General features: G+C 66.3%; 16 protein-coding genes. 8 read left to right on the forward strand and 8 right to left on the reverse strand.

Annotated features, from left to right (window positions below; translation table 11 throughout):
- The 3 genes from ACFK0J_RS20075 to ACFK0J_RS20085 all read right to left on the reverse strand — a co-directional run bounded on the left by ACFK0J_RS20075 (position 1) and on the right by ACFK0J_RS20085 (position 2,357).
- The gene (locus ACFK0J_RS20075) at positions 1-213 is read right to left on the reverse strand and encodes a hypothetical protein (protein ID WP_378742529.1); all 213 of its coding nucleotides are present in this window, start codon (positions 211-213) and stop codon (positions 1-3) included.
- A 21-nt stretch (positions 214-234) separates the two neighbouring features.
- Complete coding sequence (locus tag ACFK0J_RS20080; protein WP_378742531.1) at positions 235-1,557, reverse strand: glycoside hydrolase family 1 protein; 1,323 nt, start codon at positions 1,555-1,557, stop codon at positions 235-237.
- Positions 1,558-1,697: 140 nt separating this feature from the next.
- Positions 1,698-2,357: a TetR/AcrR family transcriptional regulator gene (locus tag ACFK0J_RS20085; RefSeq protein WP_378742533.1), complete on the reverse strand. Its 660-nt coding sequence runs from the start codon at positions 2,355-2,357 to the stop codon at positions 1,698-1,700.
- A gap of 148 nt (positions 2,358-2,505) precedes the next feature.
- Between ACFK0J_RS20085 and ACFK0J_RS20090 the strand changes: the two genes are divergently transcribed.
- A complete protein-coding gene (locus ACFK0J_RS20090; protein ID WP_378742535.1) occupies positions 2,506-3,471 on the forward strand; it encodes an oxygenase MpaB family protein in 966 nt (321 codons plus the stop codon).
- Between the two features lie 322 nt (positions 3,472-3,793).
- On the opposite strand, the gene ACFK0J_RS20095 is transcribed toward ACFK0J_RS20090, so the two are convergent.
- From ACFK0J_RS20095 to ACFK0J_RS20105, 3 genes are all read right to left on the reverse strand, one after another.
- A complete protein-coding gene (locus tag ACFK0J_RS20095) occupies positions 3,794-4,720 on the reverse strand; it encodes a TIGR03621 family F420-dependent LLM class oxidoreductase (protein ID WP_378742537.1) in 927 nt (308 codons plus the stop codon).
- A gap of 78 nt (positions 4,721-4,798) precedes the next feature.
- Positions 4,799-7,090: an MMPL family transporter gene (locus ACFK0J_RS20100; protein ID WP_378742539.1), complete on the reverse strand. Its 2,292-nt coding sequence runs from the start codon at positions 7,088-7,090 to the stop codon at positions 4,799-4,801.
- 217 nt (positions 7,091-7,307) lie between these two features.
- A complete protein-coding gene (locus ACFK0J_RS20105) occupies positions 7,308-7,901 on the reverse strand; it encodes a nitroreductase family deazaflavin-dependent oxidoreductase (RefSeq protein ID WP_378742541.1) in 594 nt (197 codons plus the stop codon).
- Between the two features lie 167 nt (positions 7,902-8,068).
- Between ACFK0J_RS20105 and ACFK0J_RS20110 the strand changes: the two genes are divergently transcribed.
- Complete coding sequence (locus ACFK0J_RS20110) at positions 8,069-8,545, forward strand: nitroreductase family deazaflavin-dependent oxidoreductase (RefSeq protein ID WP_378742543.1); 477 nt, start codon at positions 8,069-8,071, stop codon at positions 8,543-8,545.
- A gap of 99 nt (positions 8,546-8,644) precedes the next feature.
- On the forward strand, positions 8,645-10,930 hold the full coding sequence (locus tag ACFK0J_RS20115) for a molybdopterin guanine dinucleotide-containing S/N-oxide reductase (RefSeq protein ID WP_378742545.1): 2,286 nt from the start codon (positions 8,645-8,647) through the stop codon (positions 10,928-10,930).
- A gap of 73 nt (positions 10,931-11,003) precedes the next feature.
- Here ACFK0J_RS20115 and ACFK0J_RS20120 read toward each other — a convergent pair whose 3' ends face one another.
- Positions 11,004-11,780 carry an ABC transporter permease gene (locus ACFK0J_RS20120; protein WP_378742547.1) on the reverse strand — a complete coding sequence of 259 codons (777 nt, stop codon included), beginning with the start codon at positions 11,778-11,780 and terminating at the stop codon, positions 11,004-11,006.
- Complete coding sequence (locus ACFK0J_RS20125) at positions 11,780-12,442, reverse strand: ATP-binding cassette domain-containing protein (RefSeq protein WP_378742549.1); 663 nt, start codon at positions 12,440-12,442, stop codon at positions 11,780-11,782. Before ACFK0J_RS20125 ends, ACFK0J_RS20120 begins: the two co-directional genes overlap by 1 nt.
- A gap of 117 nt (positions 12,443-12,559) precedes the next feature.
- Between ACFK0J_RS20125 and ACFK0J_RS20130 the strand changes: the two genes are divergently transcribed.
- The 5 genes from ACFK0J_RS20130 to ACFK0J_RS20150 all read left to right on the forward strand — a co-directional run bounded on the left by ACFK0J_RS20130 (position 12,560) and on the right by ACFK0J_RS20150 (position 15,713).
- Positions 12,560-12,940, forward strand: coding sequence for a VOC family protein (locus tag ACFK0J_RS20130; protein WP_378742551.1), 381 nt, complete (start codon positions 12,560-12,562; stop codon positions 12,938-12,940).
- Positions 12,900-13,469: a DUF2199 domain-containing protein gene (locus tag ACFK0J_RS20135; protein WP_378742553.1), complete on the forward strand. Its 570-nt coding sequence runs from the start codon at positions 12,900-12,902 to the stop codon at positions 13,467-13,469. The genes ACFK0J_RS20130 and ACFK0J_RS20135 overlap by 41 nt, the downstream gene beginning before the upstream one ends.
- 78 nt (positions 13,470-13,547) lie before the next feature.
- Positions 13,548-14,198, forward strand: coding sequence for a transcriptional repressor LexA (lexA, locus tag ACFK0J_RS20140; RefSeq protein ID WP_378742555.1), 651 nt, complete (start codon positions 13,548-13,550; stop codon positions 14,196-14,198).
- A gap of 33 nt (positions 14,199-14,231) precedes the next feature.
- Positions 14,232-15,104: an NAD-dependent protein deacetylase gene (locus ACFK0J_RS20145; RefSeq protein ID WP_378742557.1), complete on the forward strand. Its 873-nt coding sequence runs from the start codon at positions 14,232-14,234 to the stop codon at positions 15,102-15,104.
- 342 nt (positions 15,105-15,446) lie between these two features.
- Positions 15,447-15,713: a hypothetical protein gene (locus ACFK0J_RS20150; RefSeq protein WP_378742559.1), complete on the forward strand. Its 267-nt coding sequence runs from the start codon at positions 15,447-15,449 to the stop codon at positions 15,711-15,713.
- Positions 15,714-16,195: the final 482 nt, after the last annotated feature.

Below are 16,195 nucleotides of genomic sequence, written 5' to 3' on the forward strand. Positions count from 1 at the left end.
TCAGTCTTCGCTGCTCGATCGATCCCCGATGAAGTGTAGGAGAGCCGGGTCGTCGGAGGTGAGTCGATCGACCTGTTGGCCGCCGGTGCACTCGTAGAGTGCGACGGTCACCTGGCCGGGTCTGCGACCGATGACGCGCCAGCAGGCACCGGAGTCTTGCCAACGACGCAGCATCGTTGTCGCGTCCGGTGTTTCGCCTTGTGCGCTGGACATTCGAGGTCCTACCGGGCGGGTTCAGCGGGGCACGGTGAGCGGGTCGAGGCAGCTGGTGGCGGCGTCGACGAGGGAGCAGAGTTGTGGGGCTCGGGTCGGGCGGTAGTCGGGGGAGACGCCGCCGGCGCGGGTGATCGCGGTGTAGGCGGGGACGGCGTCGGTGGGTGTGCGGGTCAGGGTGGGGTCGGTTAGGACGTCGACGGTGTAGAGGCCGAAACGCGGGGAGTAGGAGCCCCATTCGTAGTTGTCGGTGAGGCTCCAGTAGTTGTAGCCGATGAGGTTCATGCCGTCGGCCTTGGCGCGTTGCAGCCAGTAGATGGTGTCGCGCAGGTTGTCGGCGCGGGTGTAGCCGTCCGCGCGGGGTGCGCCGTTCTCGGTCGGCATGCCGTTCTCGACGATATAAAGCGGCTTTCCGGGGAACTGACGGGAGTAGTGCTCCAGCGCGTAGTAGATGCCCTCCGGGTGTAGCGGTTGCGTCCACAGCTTCTCGACGTCAGGCGGGGTGGTCACGAGGCTTTCGGGGGTGAGGCCGTAGTAGTAGTCGATGCCGATGTAGTCGAGTCGCGCACCGATCTTGTCGATGAGTGGCTTGTTGACCAGGTCTTCGCCCGCGGGGAGGTAGGCGACATTGCTGGTGACCATGGCACCCGGCTGGACCGCGTGGATGTGGTCGTAGATGCTGTTGTGCGCCTGGGCGATTCGATCGTGCATGGCGGGCACGTCGACCGGTGACAGTCCACCCTTGCGCAATTCGTTGGCGATGTAGACCGTCGGCTCGTTGAAGGTGACCCACAGCGGATCCTTCGAGGCATAGCGGTCGACGACCTTGCGTGCGGTGGCCAGCCAGTCGTCGACGATCCCCGGGTTACGCCAGCCGCCGCGATCGACCTCCCACCCCGGATACACCCAATGATCCAGCGTCAGCATCGGCCGCATGCCCGCCGCGGTGATCGCGGCGATGACATTGTCGTAGAACCGCAGCCCGTCCTCGTCCCACTCGCCGGGCTTCGGTTGCACTCGCGCCCATTCGATACCGATCCGATAGACCCGCACGCCCAGCTGCGCCGCCAGCTCGATATCCGAGCGGTACCGGTTGACGAAGTCGATCGAATCACCGTACGGGTCAGGGGTTTTCCCGGCCGCGACGTACCGCGACCAATTGCTGTCGGGCGCATGCCCTTCCGACTGGTATCCCGACGACGCGACACCCCAGAGGAAGTCCGCGCCGAACGGCGCGACCTGAGCCGGCGGTTCCGGCCGTGCGGCAGCGGTGCTGGTGCTTCCGATGATGAGCGCGGCGGTGGTAGCCGCCAGCGTGGCCAAGAGACGGCGATGTGATCGCATGGATCTCCTGTTCAACGAGATGACCGGGGGCCATGGAACTGGGGGACAGCCTAACTGGTCGAATGTCCGTTTCAGGCGGGATCCGTGTGTGTCGCTGCGGTCCGGCGTTCGGGCAGCAGCGTGTTCGTCCGGCACAGCGCTTACTGCGAGCTCGAGTCGGTAGCACTGGAACTGCCCAGGGTGTCGGCGAAGTTGGTGCCGGACAACAGCATCGCGGCGATGAGTTCGGCAAGATGGGCGCGGCCGGTGTCGAATTCTCCGCGCACCCACGCAGCGACCAGCTCCATGGTGCCGCTGACCAGCGTGAACGCCGCCATCTCGGTGTCCAACACGGCCGGAGCCGACTCGCCGAGAACGTCACGTGTCATCGCGGCCAGGGCGGCGGCGATCGTACGGATGCTGGCTTGCCGGGCGCGTTGCAGCACATCGACGGTGTAGGAGCCCACGAGTAGTTGACCTCGACGTGGGTCGGCGATCACGAAATCGAGCGCGGCATCGGCGGCGGCCTTGACTCGGACGCGCAGGTCCGGCGGTGCGTGCATGGTCGCGGTGACCACCGCTTCGAGGCCATGGGCCGTCAGCTCTTCGGCCACCGCTTCGATCAGCGCGTCGCGATCAGTGAAGTGCTCGTAGAAATAGCGGTCATTGAGGCGCGCGCGGGCGCACACGGCGCGCTTGGTGACCTGATTCCAGCCGCCCTCGCAGAACAGATCCAAGGCGGCCTCGAGCAGTGCGGCGCGGCGAACGGCACGGCGTTCGACTGCGGTCACTCCGCCGTAGGTGCGTGTCGCTGCTGCCATGTCGAGCCATTCTTCCTCATCCTCTTGACCATCCCGCATATTTGGTGCACTCTGACACCAGAATAATTTGGTGCCGCGCTGCACCAGATACGCGGAGATGGCGCACGAGCGGGACGATCCGTTGGCGCCGGAACAAGGGAGTTCACCGATGACATGTCCCGTGCGGCAATCGGCCGGACCTGGTCAACTGACCGCCGCCGCGCCGTCATCCGCGGCGGTTTCCTGGCCGGAAGGTGACGACGTCGCGGACCGCTTCGAACGGTTCGCCGGAACGATGTACATCGCCTTCTTCGCCGCGGGCCTGTTCGATCAGGCGATGCTGCCGGAAGTGTCGGCGGCCCTGGAGAACACCGGCCGCATCCGCAACGCGCCGTGGGGCCGTGCCTTGCGCACCGCGGCCTCGGATCAGATCGCCTTCTCGGGGCAGGACGCCGACCGGCGCGCGGAGATGCGGCGGCTCAAGGAACTGCATCGCGATGTCAAAGGTGTGGGCGCCAACGGGGTCCGCTATAGCGCGCTGATGCCCGAGTCCTGGAACTGGATCTTGATCAGCACCTTCTTCGTGCACCGCGGCGCCTTCGTCGCGGTGACCGGCCATCGGCTGAGTCCTGCTGAGGATCAGGCGATTTGGGACCGGTACCGGCAGTTGACCGAGGAATTGCAGCTACCCGGCCGTTCCCGACTGGTCGAGAGCTATCCCGAACTGTGTGCGTATTACGACCGCATGGTTGCCGAGAAGTTGGCGGCCACCGCCACGCTCGAGAACGTCACCGACATCGTGTTGCGGCCGCCGTTGCCCGACTTCCTCCCGACGGCCGCGACACCGCTGTGGAAGCTGGTCGGGCCGGTTGCCGGGCACGTCGGCTACGTCCTCGGCTTCGGCATCATGCATCCGGGCGTGCGGGCACTCACGCCGGTGCGCTGGGGCAGGCGTCACGACCTGGAATTCGCGGTGCTGACCAGGTCGCTTCGGCTCGCGAATCGGTTGGTGCCCGAAGCGATCACCCAGACGCCGCTGACTCGCAATCGACGTCGATACGCCCAGCTCATGAAGCAGTACCGGGAGATAGGTTTGGCATCTTTCGCTGCCGACGAGGTCGCCTCGAGCCGCTAGTCGACGCTGCGGGGGAGGGCAGTCGGGGGAAGCGTCGGTTGTGCGGCAGGGGAGTAGCCCTGGGGTCTTGTAGAGGCTCGAGCGAGGGCACTTCGTAGTACGGGAACTGTTCAGTGGCCGGGTCGAACAGGGCGGCAGGAACGCGGAAACTGGAATATCACATATGGATACGTGGATATGCGCATCTATGAATATAGCTCAGTCCAACATCAACAACCCACACATCACCACACGACCAACCTCACGCCGACATCCACTCACCCGGCACGGACGAGAGGGGTGGCAGCCAGCTGGCTGCCACCCCTCTCTACTAGAACTTCGATCAGTCGAGCGCGGCGAGGAGTTGCGCACCGGCCGCACGGGCGGGGGCGCGCATGACGAATCGATTGAACCCCCAACGCTTCTGGTGCTCACGAAGCTCGGTGACCAGTTCGTCTACCGTGCCGATCAACACGTAAGGCGCGCTGAGCAACTCGGCGACGCTGGTGGTCGGGATATCCGCGGCGAAGCGGGCACAGGCGGCCTCGGCGTCATCGGTGATCTCCACATGCTGCACCAGCGCCTCGAACGCGGGATCGCGCCCCGCCTTGGCCGCGGTCTCCCGCACCACCTCGACCTGCGCGTCGATTTGGTCACGGCCCCAACGGGTTTCGTGATTATGCCCGTCGGGCAGCGTCCGCCCGAGCCCGGAGAACCCGACGATATCCGCGTTCGCGGCGGCATAGCGAACCACGCGCGGCCCGCTGCCGCCCACCAGCAGCGGAATCTGCTCCTGCACCGGCCGGGGCCGGGTCAGCACGGCGTCGCGCAGTCGCACATGATCTCCGTCGAAGGTCACGGTCTCACCGGCGAGCAGCCGCCGAGTGGTGTCGGTGACTTCGATCATCCGATCGACTCGCGCGGCGGCCGACGGGTGCGCACGTCCCTGCATCGTCCATTCCGCCGGGGTGTGCCCGGCGCCGATCCCGAACAGGGCCCGGCCACCCGAGACGACGTCGAGCGTGGCGACCTCGCCGGCGAGCAGGTATGGCTCCCACATCCCGGCATTCACCACGTTGGTCCCGAGCCGGATGGTCTCGGTCGCCGTCGCTGCCGCGGCGAGGGCAACGAACGGGGAAGCGAACGAGCCGGGATGGTCCGGAACCATGAGGGCGTCGAACCCGTCTTGCTCACACCCTCGGGCGAATTCCGGCCAGGTGCCGACCTCGATCACATTGGCGGTCATCGAGAACTTGATCGGAGCGTTCATGCTCGACCTCCCTTCGAGGTGCTCACGCTAATTCGGAAGCCTGTGCGGGGTAAGTGATTCCGCTATGGGCGAATTCCGTCAGTGTCGCTGCTTCTCGTCGGTGATGATGGGGAGGGTCAAGGTGACCGGGTCGGTGATGGGTGTGGTCTCGACGAGGTCCGGCATGTTGCGGGTGGCGGCGTGTTCGTCGGCGAGGATCGGTTCGCTGAGCCCAACTCGTTTTTGTACGCGCTGCATCCAGGCGGGTGCCCACCAGCAGTCGTCGCCGAGCAGTTTCATGACAGCGGGGACCAGGAGCATCCGCAGGATGGTGGCGTCGATGAACAGCGCGGCGATCATGCCGTAGGCGATGTACTTCATCATCACCAGATCGGAGAAGGCGAAGGCGCCGGTGACGACGAGCAGGATGAGCGCCGCGGCGGTGATGATGCCGCCGGTGTGCGCGGTGCCGATACGGATGGCCTCGGTGGTGGTCGCGCCCTTGTTTCGGGCTTCGACCATGCGGGACAACAGGAATACCTCGTAGTCGGTGGACAGGCCGTAGACGATGGCGATGATCAGTACGAGGACGACCGCCTGGATCGGCTGCGGCGTGAAATTGAGCAGATCCGCGCCGTAGCCGACGACGAAGATGAGGGTCAGGATGCCCAGTGTCGAGCCGAGGCCGAGGATGCTCATCAGGACGGCTTTGATCGGCAGCACGAGGGACCCGAAGGTCAGGAACATGAGCAGCGTGGTGAGGAAAAGGACCACGACGACCATGAACGGGATGCGGCCCAAGAGTCCGTCGATCGTGTCCTTCTGGAACGCGGGCGTGCCACCGACCAGCATGGTGACGTCGTCGGGCAACTCGATCGAGCGTAGATAGTCGATCGTCTCGTTGGCGTCCTTGGGATTGGTCAGCGGCGCCTCCGTGCGGAACACGCCCGGCCGTTTGGTCGAGGGCACCGGGGAGTGGAACTGGGCCGATGTTCCCTGTGACAGCTGGACGAGCCCGGGCGCTCGGTTTGCCTGGTTGAGGGCCGCGCCGATGGCCGTGCGATTGTCGGTCTCGGTGAGGAACACGAGCCGTACGGGGTCGGGCTTGCGGAGCGGGAAGGTGGCGTCGAACTCCTCTTGGGCTACCCGGGTCGGGTTGTCCGGCGGAAGGTAGGTTTCGCTGAACGTGCCGAAGGCGATGTTCTTGACCGGGGTGATCAGGATCAGCAGTCCGATACAGATGGGGATGGCGATCTTCAACGGATGCTGCATCACCCATCGGGTGGTGCGGCCCCAGAAGCCGTTTTCGACCTCCTCGGCGGTCTTGGTCCGGAGGAAACGTTTCATCCCGAGCAGGTCGACGCGTGGTCCGAGAATGCTGAGGACGGCGGGCAGAATGGTGATGGCCGACAGCGCCGCGAGGGAGACGGTCGCGATGGAGCCGTAGGCCAGCGATCTGAGGAAGCCCTGGGGGAAGAACAGCATGCCGCCGAGGCTGATGACGATCATGGCCGCGGAGAAGACCACGGTGCGTCCGGCGGTCATCACGGTGCGGCGCACCGCGATGCGGGTGTCGTAGCCCTCGGCTAGTTCTTCGCGGAAGCGGCTGACGATGAACAGGCCGTAGTCGATCGCGAGGCCGACACCGACCATCGAGACGACGCTGGAGACGAACGAGTTGACGTCGGTGAACTCGGTGATGAATCGGACGATCCCATTGGCGCTGATGATCGTGAGGACGCCGATGATCAACGGCAGCGCCGCGGCGACGAGACCGCCGAAGACGAAGAACAGCAGGACCGCGACGACGGGGAAGGCGAGCAGTTCCATGCGGTGGATGTCGTCGGCGAGGGTGTCGGTCAGTGCGCCTGCCAATGGCTGCAAGCCCGCGACCTGGACGTCGACGCCGGGGATCTCGAAGGCTCCCTGCACCGCGCGGTAGTTGTTGACCGTGTCGGTGTCGTTGTCGCCCTTGATGGCGATAGAGGCGAAGGCTCGATTCTTCTCGGGTTTTCCGAAGGCGGCCGGTTGTCCCGGACCGGCCTCGGTCGTCCAGTAGGAGCCGTTGACCTTGTCGATCTGGTCGGGATGCTTGCGGCGCAGGTTGTCGAGATTGTCGATGATCTTGCCGCTGAACGCTGGATCGTCGAGTCGCACGCCGGGAGGAGCGGTGTAGAGCACGATTACGTCGGCCAGGTGGTCGCGGCCGTACGCGTCGTCTGAGATGCGGGCCGCGAGTGAGGATTCCGAGGTCGGATCGTCGAATCCGCTGGCGCCGAGATGGTTTCCGAGGTCGTGGCCGTATCCGCCGAGTCCGAGCAGTCCGGCGGCGACGATGCCGATGACGGCGAACCGCAGGCGATAGACGAGATCTCCCCAGCGCGCGAACATCAGGCGGCTCTTCGTAAGTGGCGGCGCAACGGTGGTGCGGTGGGCGGCCTGACGGCACCGATCATCAAGAGGCTGCATCCTTTCCGATGAGGTCGCGCCCGATGTGCGCGCTCTCCAAAGTACCGGGGTCGTGGAGTAGCCTTGGTCTTCGATGCCCGCGTGGTAGTGCGGGGTGGCGGTGCGCGCTCGGCTGTGTCCGGCGGCGGTGCTGGTCGGGCTATGCGGGTCGGTGCTCGAGCTCGATGACGAGTGGGTTGCCGGTGTCGAACCAATAGCGATGTAGCTCTTGGATTTTGGTTCGGCTCGGGCGGCCGCGTAGATGAAGGGCGCATTCGCCGTAATCGGTCGGCGTGACGGTCTCGCAGAGGATGGTTCGTGCGATCGCGCGTTCGGTCGGGTCGGTGATTTCGCGGCCGACGCCGTCGAATGTTCCGTCGGGCAGGCGGATTCGGACGTGCGGGTGGGCGCGGATGTTGAGCAGCCAGCCGCTGGGCGCGCCGGGGCGCGACATCGCGATATGTGGTGGGGTCAGTTGGACAAGGTAGGCGAGGTTGTCGCGACGGATCACCCGGACGCATGTGCGGCGCTTCTTGCCGGTCTTGCGTCCGATGGTGGTGAGCACGGCGTAGCCCTGGGGTGGGTGGACCAGGAACCATGGCAGCATGGCGCCGCTGACGAGGCGACCGGCGCGCTGGGTGCGTACCAGGACGGTGTGTTTTTCGGCCTCGACCTCGGCGGCGGCCCGGATTTCCCGCAGGCGTGCGCTGTCCGGCTCCGCGGGCTCGGCGGCGTCGTTCGGTAAGTCGTCCATGGCATTCATGGTCCGCCAGGCGTGGATGATGCGGACTGGTTTTGTCGTTCGTGGAGCGTTGTCTGTCAACGACTTTGCCGAACCGGGCCCGGTGGGTCCGATGTGAGATGCCCCTCGGTCCGGGCTGCCGATGCTTGCGCTGAACGAAGACGTGTCAGGATTCGAGGATGGTGTCGAATCCGCTGCCTCCGATTGCCCGTCGGCTCGCCCAACAGCGCTGGGTGATGCGCACGGCGCCGGTCGTGATTCCGGTGGAGCGGGCGGTGCGGCGCTGGACCGATGGCCGGATGGGTGTGCTGGATCTGGTCGGACTGCCCTCGATCGAGGTCACCGTTCCCGGCCGCAAGACCGGCATTCCGCGGACCACGTCGCTGCTGTACGTGCCGCGCGGTGAGAACTTCCTTGTGCTCGGTTCCAACTGGGGTAGTCCCAAGCATCCGGTGTGGTCGGCCAATCTGCGTGCCGCCGATACTGCCACCGTCCGGCACCAGGGCGAGCAGTTCACGGTCACCGTCACCGAGATCACCGGCGTCGATCGCAAGCGGGCGTGGGATCTGGCCGTCGAATTCTGGCCGGGGTACGAAATGGAATACGAATTGTCCGGCGGTCGTCAGTTCCGGATGTTCGAACTGCGTCGCGCCTGAATCGGGCAGTCTGCTCGGTTGAAAAGTGTTCGAGGCGTGGGTGAGTCGCGCGTCACATGGTGCTGACAGTTTGTCGGAGGCTGCCGTTACGGTGAGACGGTGACGACGCATTTGACACATTGGGGAGCTTTCGAAGCAGACAGCGATGGTGATCGCCTGACCGCCGTGCGGCCGTGGCGCGCTGACCCGGAGCCGACGCGGCTGATCGAGAATGTGGCGTCCGCGCAGCATCATCCGACCCGGGTGGATCAACCTTATGTTCGTCAGGGGTGGTTGGAGCGGGGGCCGGGCGGCACCGGGCGCGGGGACGAGCCGTTCGTGCCGGTGTCCTGGGAGACCGCGCTGGATCTGCTGTCGGGCGAGTTGGCGCGGGTGTACCGCGAGTACGGGGCCGAAGCCGTCTACGGCGGCTCCTACGGGTGGGCGAGTGCGGGGCGGTTTCACCATGCGCAGAGTCAGGTGCACCGATTCCTGAACTGTCTCGGCGGGTATGTGCGCCACGTCAACAGCTACAGCCTCGGGGTGTCGACGGTGCTGCTGCCGCACGTGATCGGCGATATCGGCTGGATCATGACGCAGGCGACGTCGAAGGAATCGCTGGCTGAGCATGCGGAGCTGGTGGTGGCGTTCGGTGGGTTGTCCCCGAAGAACTCGGCGGTGTCCCCGGGCGGTGTGTCTCGGCACAACACGCGGGGCTGGATCGGTGCCGCGCGGGCGCGGGGTTGCCGATTCGTGTCGGTCACGCCGCTGCGCGATGACACTCCGGCCGAGGCGGAGGCGGAATGGCTTGCCCCGCGGCCCGGTAGCGACGCGGCGTTGATGCTCGCGCTGGCTCAGGTGCTGGACGCCGAGGGGTTGGCGGACAAGGAATTCCTGGACAAGTACACGGTGGGCTATGAGCGTTTCGTCGGCTATGTGCGCGGCGAGGTGGATGGCGTCGTGAAGTCGCCGGAGTGGGCCGCACCGATCACGGGTCTTACTGTCGAGCGCATCCGGACGCTCGCGCGCGAGATGGCGGCCGCGCGGACCCTGGTGACGGTCAGTTGGTCGCTGCAGCGCGCGCAATACGGTGAGCAGCCGCTGTGGTTGGGTGTGGTGCTGGCGGCGATGCTGGGCCAGATCGGGCTGCCCGGCGGTGGGTTCGGGCACGGTTACGGGTCGGCGGCGAGCCTGGGTGAGCCGGCGCGCGGATTCTCGCCGCCGCGGCTGCCGCAAGGACCGAACGGGGTCGACACGTTCATTCCGGTGGCGCGGATCTCCGACATGCTGCTCAATCCCGGCCAGCCCTTCGAATACGACGGCCAGCATCTGGTGTACCCGGACATTCGGCTGGTGTACTGGGCCGGCGGCAATCCCTTTCACCACCACCAGGATCTGGCCCGGCTGCGGGCGGCGTTCACCCGGCCCGAGACCGTGGTGGTGCACGATTCGTTCTGGACGTCGACCGCCCGGCACGCCGACATCGTGCTCCCCTCGACCATGACCATCGAACGCGACGACTATGGCGCGGGGGAGAACGACCGTGTCTTCTTCGCGATGAAGGCGATCACGCGCCCGCACGGGCAGGCGCGAGACGACTACGCCATCTTCGGTGAGCTGGCCGAACGTCTCGGCGTCGGAAAGGAATTCACCGAGGGCCGCACCGTCGTCGAATGGCTGCGCCACCTGTACGAGGAATGGCGGCAGCGGCACACCGAGCATGAACTGCCCGACTTCGACACCTTCTGGGCGAGTGAGCACATCGAACTGCCGGTGCCCGACCCGCAGCAGGTGCTGGGTGCGGACTTCCGCGCCGACCCGCAGCGGTTCCCGCTCACCACGCCCAGCGGCAAGATCGAGATCTTCTCCGAAACCATCGACGGCTTCGGTTACGCCGATTGCCCCGGCCACCCGGTGTGGCTGGAGCCCGACGAGTGGTTGGGCGGTCCGGCCGCCGCCGAGTTCCCCCTGCAGTTGATCGCCAACCAGCCACGCTCCAAGCTGCACAGCCAGCTCGACGTCGGCGCGTACAGTCGATCCGCCAAAGTCGCTGGGCGCGAACCGGTTCGGCTACATCCCGACGAGGCCGCCGCCCGTGGGTTGCGCGACGGCGACGTGGTCCGCGTCTTCAGCAAACAGGGCAGCTGCCTGGCCGGACTGATCATCGACGACGCCGTCCGCCAAGGAGTAGCGCAACTGTCCACCGGCGCCTGGTACGACCCGGCCCCCACCGACCCGGCCTTCTGCCGCCACGGCAACCCGAACGTCCTCACCCCGGACCGCCCCTCCTCGACCCTGAGCCAAGGCAGCACCGGCCAACTATGCCTCGTCGACATCGAACGATACGAAACCGAGCCCCCAGACTTGACCGTCGACCGTCCGCCGGCCACGGTCGAGCAAGCATGATCAACGGGACATGACGGTGGGCTTACTCGCACAATGCCGCCACCATGTCCCGTTGATCATGGACAGCTGAGGGCTAGTCGGGTAGTGGGACTAGGCGTTGGGCGGAGTCGAACAGTGCTCGTTCGGCTACTCGGGCGGCGACGAGGGCGGCTAGGGCGGTGGCGGCGAGGAGCATGTACATGACGACGATTTGGTAGCGGATGGCGGTGAGGGGGTCGACGCCGGCGAGGATGAGTCCGGTCATGGCGCCGGGGAGGCTGATGAGGCCGACGACTTTGGTGGCGTCGATCGACGGGACCAGGGCGGTGCGCAGGGCGGACCGTCGGTGCGGCAGAAAGGCTTGGCGGGCGGGCAAACCCAGGCACAGGCGGGCTTCGATGGCGGGGCGGGATTGGTGGGCGTCCTCGCGGATTCGGCGTAGCGCGATGCCGGTGGCTTGCATGGCGCCGGAGACGACCATCCCGCCGACGGGGACGACGACGCGAGGTTCGGTGGAGATGACGCCGAGCAGCAGGAGCGCGCTGAGCGTGCTGGCAGCGCCGACGGCCACGCCGATCGTGGCGGCCCGCCGCGCCTGTGGCAGGCCCGCGCCGCGACGTCCGCCGACCTGTCCGGCGATGAGCACCATCAGGACCACCCAGGCGAACGCGCCGGGCAATGCGGTGTGCCGGAACACGATCAGCAGGATCGCACCCACCGCGACCAGTTGCACTCCGGCCCGGATCGCGGCGATCACCAGTTCACGGGTCAGGTTCAGCCGCTGCCGGTAGGCGATGACGGCGGCCAGGGCGACGAGCAGTAGTGACGCGGAGACACCGGTCCAGTCGGGTACCGAAAGGCCGTCCACCATCACGACTTCCGATCGATCTGATCGGAGTGCCCATCACGGATCAGGCGTTTGTTGTCGAGTAACAAGATGTCGTCGGCGACTGATCGCACGAAAGCGTGGTCGTGGCTGACCAGTACCACGGTGCCGCCCGCGGCGAGGTGCGCGCGGATGAGGTCGGCGATTATGGCCGCGGCGGCGGTGTCCAACGCGGAGGTCGGTTCGTCCAACAGCAACACGTCGGGTTCGACGGCCAGTGCGCGGGCCAGGCATACCCGTTGGGCCTCACCGCCGGACAGTTCGGCACAGCGGCGTTCGGCGAACGACTCCGGCAAGCCGACCCGGGCCAACAGCGCCGCCACCTTCGACATCGGCAGATCGGCTCGGCCGACCCGCACCTCGTCGACTACCAGATCGGTCAACAGCACCGCCCGCTGCGGCACCAGCCCGACTCGGCGGCGCAACTCCAGCACGTCGAGTCCGGTGATCGGGGCGCCGTCGAGCAGGATCCGTCCGCTGCTCGGTTCGGCGAGCCGGTTGAGTAGCCGCAGCAGCGTGCTCTTGCCCGTCCCGCTCGGCCCGACCACCGCGGTGCACCGCCCGCCGGGCAGGGTGAGGTCGAGGTCGACAAGCAGGGGTGTCGAACCGGCGATCACGTCGACCTGGTCGAAGACGAAGGAGTGCACCGGGCCAATCCTGCTATGCGGTCGCCTGCGCGGCGCGCGCCGGTCCGCCGCGAGCCACCCGAACCGGCAGTCTTATTGCGCTGCATCGGCACTCGGCTCACCGTTAGGCTCCCGGACATGATTCTTCGTCACGTGACCATCGACTGCGCCGACCCCTACGAGCTCGCGACGTTCTGGAGCACCGTCACCGGCTGGCCGGTATCCGACGAGGACAAACCCGGCGACGACGACGCTCTGCTGATCGCCCCCGCGCCCGTGCCCGGTTTGCTGTTCATCCGGGTCCCCGAGGCCAAGACGGTGAAGAACCGCATCCACTTCGACTGGATGCCGTCCGAGGGCACCCGCGACGAGGAAGTCGAGCGCATCATCGGCCTCGGGGCGACACTGTACGAGGATCACCGCACCGCCGAAGGTCTCGGCTGGGTCACCCTCCTCGACCCCGAAGGGAACGAATTCTGTGTCGAGCGAAGCACAGCCGAACGAGGTACCGAAGCCTGACCACGACGCGCACGACCAGCCGTCGGATCCGGCGGCTTTCGGTGCTTGTCCGACCTGCGGGGATCCCCTGGGTAGCCACGACAGGCATATCCGATTCATCTTGCCGGATCCTGTGCGCGACCTGCCGGGGAAAGAGCTGACACCCGGCACCTGGATGAGCGGGGACACCGCCCATGGGTCGGTCATGATGCAGGTTCCGCAGCTCGGTGCGTTCGTCCGGGCACTGCTTCCCATCACCCTCACCGCGGGATACACCCTCACCTATGGCGTCTGGATCGCGATCGACCCGCGCGAACTGCGGCCGATCTTCGATGTCTGGTTCGAACCCGAATACGCCACGTTGCGGGTGGACGGCGCGCTCGCGAATGCCATCGAACCGTGGGGCCTGCTGGCCGCTCCGGTCGTCGCGAGGGTCCGCGACACCGGCAAGACCCCCTACTGCACCGACTCCAGTGACCCGATCCTCGAACGTGTCCTGCGCGAGGAGTGGCCGCATGAGCTGTTCCTCGACCACCTCGGCCGGGCGTGAAATCTCGAGCGGATCACGACACTCCACTGGAATGGCCTGTGCGGCGGTGCGATCGGCGCCGACCTCTACGATTCCCGGGTGACCTACGACGACTTCGACCATCTCGACACTTCCCGGCTGCCGGAGCGGCAGCAGCGCATCCTTGCCACGATTCGGGACTGGGTGCTCCGGCACGGGTATGCGCCGAACTCGCGGCAGATCGGGGACGCGGTGGGGTTGCGGTCTTCGTCGTCGGTGTCGAAGCATCTGAACAGCCTGGAGGAGAAGGGGTTTCTGCGGCGCAGCGAGACCATGTCGCGGCCGATCGATGTGCGAATGTTCCTCCAGGGGTCGGCGCCGCGGGAATCGAACGAGGATTCGGTGGCCGTGCCGGTCGTCGGCGACATCGCCGCGGGGACGCCGATTCTCGCCGAGGAACACACCGACGACATGGTGACCATGTCGCGTCAGCTCGTCGGCCGCGGCACCGTGTTCGGTCTGCGGGTGCGCGGGGATTCGATGATCGATGCGGCGATCTGTGACGGCGACATCGTGGTGGTGCGTCAGCAGAACGAGGCGCATTCGGGCGAGATCGTCGCCGCGATGATCGAGGGCGAAGCCACGGTGAAGGTGTATCGGCGGCGCAACGGTCACGTGTATCTCGAACCGCGCAACCCCGCCTACTCGGTCATCGACGGTGACGAGGCCGTCGTGCTGGGCAAGGTGGTGTCGGTGATGCGGCGCGTCTGACCCCTCGGTGGCGGGCCGCCGTACCCTGAACTGATGTCGGATGTCTCGGAACTGCCTGCCGGTGCGGGCTTCGAGCGGCTGGTCGAGTTGCTCGCCGGTCGGCGCGTGGCGGTGCTGACCGGTGCCGGTGTGTCGACCGACAGCGGGATTCCCGATTATCGCGGGCCCGCCTCGCCGCCGCGCAATCCGATGACCTATCAGCAGTTCGTCGGCGACGCGGTGTTCCGGCAGCGGTATTGGGCGCGCAATCATGTCGGCTGGCGGCGGATGGATGCGGCGCGGCCGAATTCGGGGCATCGCGCGCTGGCCCGGCTGGAACGCATGGGCGTGGTGAGTGGTCTGATCACGCAGAACGTCGACCTGCTGCACACGAAGGCGGGGCATCGCCGGGTGATCGATCTGCACGGCACCTACGCGCGGGTGCGCTGTCTGAATTGTGATGCCGTGGTTTCCCGGATGGCGTTGGCGGAGCAATTGGAGGCGCTGAATCCGGGCTTCGCCGAGGGGGCCACGACCAATGGTGTGGAGGTTGCGCCCGATGCCGATGCGGTGATCGCTGATACCGACAGTTTCCGGATGGTCGATTGCGTGGGCTGTGGGGGAATGCTCAAGCCCGACATCGTGTATTTCGGGGAGAATGTGCCCAAGGAGCGCGTGGCGGCGGCATTCGAACTCGTCGACGAGGCGGACGCACTGCTTGTCGCCGGGTCGTCGCTGACCGTCATGTCGGGTTTGCGTTTCGTGCGGCACGCGGCGAAACATGGGCGGTCCGTGGTGATTGTCAATCGCGGAAACACCCGGGGGGATGAACTGGCGACGCTCACGCTGAATGCGGGATGCTCCGATGCGCTGGTCGCGCTGGCCGATGCGCTGGGGGATGCGCGTGTGCTCGCCGATTCGGTGTAGTCGATTTCTATTGCGGCGCAGAGTGTTCTGCATCGAGTGCAAGTCGGCATCCGCTGCTGATCGATGGCGTTGGCGTCTGGATCCGACGGCCCGACCGATCTCCTGCGTCTGGACGCCGCGGGCGGCCTCGGCGCGGCCGCCCACCCAGCCGGGCGCGTGCTGGTCATCGAACCGGTCGGGGGGCTGCGAGCCCACGGCGGAATGCGAGGGCCTGCGAACCGTTGTCGCGTCGGATCGATTTCGGCAGCCCCCACCGGTTGGTTCCCCAGTTGCAGCGTGGTTGCGTAACGTATTGGCCGCCAGCACGATTCCGTTTATGCCGTGCGACGACGGGACTGTGGCATGAACGAACTGCGACTGTGGCAGCCGTGGCGGGTAGTGCAGTTGTGGCGACTGTGGCGGGTAGCGAATCTGTGGCGACTGTGGCGGGTGACGCAACTACGGTGGGTGCGGCCACTGGCCGGTTCGTTGGCGGCAGTGGCACTGGTCATCGGCGGGCTTATGGCGTTCCAGTACCAGAGCGCACCGGCGCCGCCCTTGTGGCGGATCGATAACGCGCCGATTACGAAGCCGTTGCCCCCTGATCATTGGCCGAGGCAGGGGAATTGAGCGTTTCGAGTCGGCGGTGCGGGGGTCGGCTCGACGCACATCTTGTGGTGCCCCTGTAGAGCCTTTTCCGCTGTTCGCCCGGCGGCAACGAACTCGTCGAGCCCGTATTCCCGAGAATCGGCCCGAGCCGATCGGCAGCGCTGGTTCCGCGACGCCGCCGATGCGGTGGAAATCGAAGACAAGCGTCGGCATCGGACTCTGTCCAGGCTCGACGCGGCGGTGAAAGTCGAGTTCGAGGCGGTCGCAATTGCGGCACGGAAAAAGCGTCGGCTCGTGGTTTTGTCTCGGTGTGCTCGGGTATCGACTACTCGCCGTGGGATTGCCCGCGGTTAACCACTCCCACGAGATCAAGGTCGATCGAAAAGGAGAGGATTCACATGGCAACACCCAGGAAAATCGGTGTTTTCTTTGCCGTCGCGGCCTCAGTTGCCGCGCCGCTGATTGCCACACAACCTGCGGTGTCCGAGCCAATAGGCGGTTGG

This window comes from Nocardia brasiliensis (assembly GCF_042691675.1).
Lineage (GTDB): Bacteria > Actinomycetota > Actinomycetes > Mycobacteriales > Mycobacteriaceae > Nocardia > Nocardia brasiliensis_D.

Bases quoted from the DNA above. Each gene is read 5' to 3' on its own strand.
- ACFK0J_RS20090 (WP_378742535.1), top strand. From the start codon at position 2,506: ATGACATGTCCCGTGCGGCAATCGGCCGGACCTGGTCAACTGACCGCC.
- ACFK0J_RS20110 (WP_378742543.1), top strand. From the start codon at position 8,069: ATGGTGTCGAATCCGCTGCCTCCGATTGCCCGTCGGCTCGCCCAACAG.
- ACFK0J_RS20105 (WP_378742541.1), bottom strand. From the start codon at position 7,901: ATGGACGACTTACCGAACGACGCCGCCGAGCCCGCGGAGCCGGACAGC.
- ACFK0J_RS20150 (WP_378742559.1), top strand. From the start codon at position 15,447: ATGAACGAACTGCGACTGTGGCAGCCGTGGCGGGTAGTGCAGTTGTGG.
- ACFK0J_RS20085 (WP_378742533.1), bottom strand. From the start codon at position 2,357: ATGGCAGCAGCGACACGCACCTACGGCGGAGTGACCGCAGTCGAACGC.
- ACFK0J_RS20120 (WP_378742547.1), bottom strand. From the start codon at position 11,780: ATGGTGGACGGCCTTTCGGTACCCGACTGGACCGGTGTCTCCGCGTCA.
- ACFK0J_RS20100 (WP_378742539.1), bottom strand. From the start codon at position 7,090: ATGTTCGCGCGCTGGGGAGATCTCGTCTATCGCCTGCGGTTCGCCGTC.
- ACFK0J_RS20130 (WP_378742551.1), top strand. From the start codon at position 12,560: ATGATTCTTCGTCACGTGACCATCGACTGCGCCGACCCCTACGAGCTC.
- ACFK0J_RS20095 (WP_378742537.1), bottom strand. From the start codon at position 4,720: ATGAACGCTCCGATCAAGTTCTCGATGACCGCCAATGTGATCGAGGTC.
- ACFK0J_RS20075 (WP_378742529.1), bottom strand. From the start codon at position 213: ATGTCCAGCGCACAAGGCGAAACACCGGACGCGACAACGATGCTGCGT.
- ACFK0J_RS20145 (WP_378742557.1), top strand. From the start codon at position 14,232: ATGTCGGATGTCTCGGAACTGCCTGCCGGTGCGGGCTTCGAGCGGCTG.
- ACFK0J_RS20080 (WP_378742531.1), bottom strand. From the start codon at position 1,557: ATGCGATCACATCGCCGTCTCTTGGCCACGCTGGCGGCTACCACCGCC.